The organism is Streptococcus sp. 2342, assembly GCF_013276795.1.
Lineage (GTDB): Bacteria > Bacillota > Bacilli > Lactobacillales > Streptococcaceae > Streptococcus.
The window spans coordinates 1,892-4,771 of record NZ_VMLR01000020.1 but is presented as its reverse complement, the minus strand read 5'-3'; the positions used below and the strand labels follow the sequence as shown (position 1 = coordinate 4,771).

Sequence of the window (2,880 nt, the reverse complement as noted above, 5' to 3'; positions counted from 1 at the left end):
ACAAAATTTTAAGTTGAACTTGGCACAAATTATAAAATCTGATTTGATAAAGTTTTTGTTTAACAAATTCTAAAATAGATTTATATAAACATTTAAAAGACTTTGATTGCTTATTAATTTCAAAAAATTGAGTTACTTATAAAAATTTGGATAATTTATTATTCTTATAAAGATAAAGAATCATTTAAATATACACTTAGCTAATCATTTATAAGACTAGTTGCTATAGTTTTAATTACTTCCAAAGTCATAGGCAGGGCATTTTCTTTGATCCTATTCTTAGTCCTATTCCACATAGTATTTTCTCTTATTTTATCTAGAAAATCATGCCCCTCCCAAGTCAAAGCGCCAACACTAAAAAAATAGATTTTATCACTAGCATATGTGGGTTTATAACTTTTTATCAAACCTGCTTCAAACAACAAGTCACAATGGTAGGCTATTATCTCTATGTCATATCCGTCAATTTGTAAATGAGACAACGCAGTTGATTTATACTCATCCTCAATTTTAAAAAGTATCAAGCGACATAAATCCATATTTCTCTTCATCCAAATAAACCTCTACTCGGTGATATATAATTACAGTGTACAACTTATTAATAGAAGGGTCAAGTGATAAATCAGTGGATTTTACCATAATATATACCGTTCTTTTTTCCGAAAAATAAGTATTTTCCCGAAAAAAATATTAATTCTCTACATCCTCACTTATAAATCCTAAGTCAATAAACCTATTACTTTTTCATAGAAACATATCGCTAAATATCTTCCCCTACGATAAATAGCTTGTTCAGAAAAATTATCTATCTCCCATTCAATATCATTCTGTGCCCTATAACGATTATCAAAATTTCTATGTTCTTTATTGAGAAATTCTTTTATTTGTTGATAGCTCGAATTTTGATATTCTGTGATTTTTTTTGATAAATCACATTCTCCACTTAACCTAGTATTAATAATATCTTCAAGAACTACTAAATTTCCTATTTTGAATTGATACGCTTCAGGTTCATTACCCAATGATTTCTCAATAATATGTTCTATACTATATTCTGGTTCATCATAGACTCTATATGCCTCTCCTTGAGTAGGACGCCTCACTTCTAACCAATTATTTAACGTATAAATCGCATATCTAGAGTACATAATCTCTTCGTTTTTTCTATCGAAATAAACTCCATTACCTGCATATCTCAATTTTGAAAAGAAATCAATAAAGTCTTCCCTGCTAGGTAATTTTCTATTTAATTTATCTTTTAAAACAGCTATATCTGTTCTGATTTGCGCTGCTACTGAATTAGTTGCAAGTGTGGCCATTTTAGATGCAAACTCAGAATATGCTTCCTCAATTTCCTCATATGTATAGCTTATCCCTGGACGTGTCCAACCATCAATACGAGAAGCCATAGTATCTGGAGGTGGTGTAATAGCGCGTACAAATTCATACACTGAAAGTATTTCAAAGAGCCTAATTTTACTATCGAATGATATATCTACTATAGAAATGATTACATTATATATCTTGGAGGAGTTCGATATTTTTATCAGATACTCTAAGTTTCTTTTTATTCTATTCGGTGACCCAGTATTATCTAGAATAAGTTTAGAAATATTTTTTGCTGTATACAGTAACCCATCCAGTATTCTGAGGTAATCCGATTCATCTATCATGTCGCAAAAATTTTGATATAAATTTTCTGAACTAAAATTATACTTAACTTCAAACCACGCTGTGAAATATCTCGTAAAATTCATCTTACAAACTTCTAATTGCCTATGAATTTCATTCCACTTATCCAAGACAGAATCACCACCTGCGACACCCATGGTTCTTTCTGTCTTCTGAAAAATTTCGTATTTAATTAAATCAATATCTGTGAGCCTTATCCCTCTTGTGTTTAATCTACCAAATAGTAAATAACTCTCAACTTCGTCTTGTGAAGTAACTATAGAAAACTGAGTTTGCATTAAGAAATTAAAATACCGAGTCTTCATATGTTTTGATTCAGAAGCCAATTTTCGTTGGAAGAATCTAAATGCTCGATAAAAATTATTACCTCTTCGTTCATGAAGCTCCTTAGGAACTCCATTATCTTCCACATCAAATAAACTTTCCCAAACTCTATTTAACTCAGAATTTTTGAATTTTAAAGGAATTTTTCCATTATTATTAATTTTTTTCCCTAAACTGTGAATAAAAACAATGAAGGTTATTATTCTTTGTTGACCATCAACAACTTCGTAACTGCTTCCATTATCATAAATTAATATGTTTCCCCAATAGTCTGTTGAGTTTTTTCTTTCATATGCACGTAAAAAGTCATTGTAAAATTCTTCCCAGTTTTTTTCCTCCCACGAATACTCTCTCTGATATAGCGGCACTTCCAGAGTCTTACTATTTGTGAAGAAGGTTAGTAGTTCCTCAACCGTCTTTTGTGAACTTTCAATTAAAACCATTAATTTAATCTCCAGTTCTTTATAATTCTATTTTCGAGTCGCTTCATGTATTGTTCCATGAAAACAAAATCAGGTAAGCCATCTTTACTTGGTAACATTATTTTTCCAGCTTTATACCTTGATAAAGAATTTGCTCTACCATGATTAAAAACTTCCTTATATTTAGAAAGTAAAGTAACAATAAATAACTGATTGTATTTATTGGCTGGAAATTTTGCATATAGTACAAACACATGTGAATCAACTGCAAACTTAAATTCTTGATAGTAGGCTAATCCTGCTCCACCATCACCATCTTTATTCCAAGTTATCACATTTGATGATTTAATTTTTCGTGGTTCAGTTTCAACGAATCCCTTTAGACCATTTCCAAATTTTCTAGCAGAAATTAAAGGTAAGTTGCCTTTTGCCAAAGAATCCA

At 30.3% G+C, this 2,880-nt stretch carries 3 protein-coding genes; all 3 read right to left on the bottom strand.

Annotated elements, in window-relative coordinates; all coding sequences use genetic code 11:
* Positions 1-200: 200 nt before the first annotated feature.
* Positions 201-551 (bottom strand): DUF2513 domain-containing protein, encoded by a 351-nt coding sequence (locus tag HT689_RS09495; RefSeq protein WP_240148123.1) that lies wholly within the window; start codon positions 549-551, stop codon positions 201-203.
* A gap of 168 nt (positions 552-719) precedes the next feature.
* Positions 720-2,459 carry a DUF262 domain-containing protein gene (locus tag HT689_RS09490; protein ID WP_173226529.1) on the bottom strand — a complete coding sequence of 580 codons (1,740 nt, stop codon included), beginning with the start codon at positions 2,457-2,459 and terminating at the stop codon, positions 720-722.
* Positions 2,459-2,880 (bottom strand): restriction endonuclease subunit S (locus HT689_RS09485; RefSeq protein ID WP_173281012.1); only part of this gene is annotated, 422 nt, incomplete at its 5' end. The genes HT689_RS09490 and HT689_RS09485, both read right to left, overlap by 1 nt.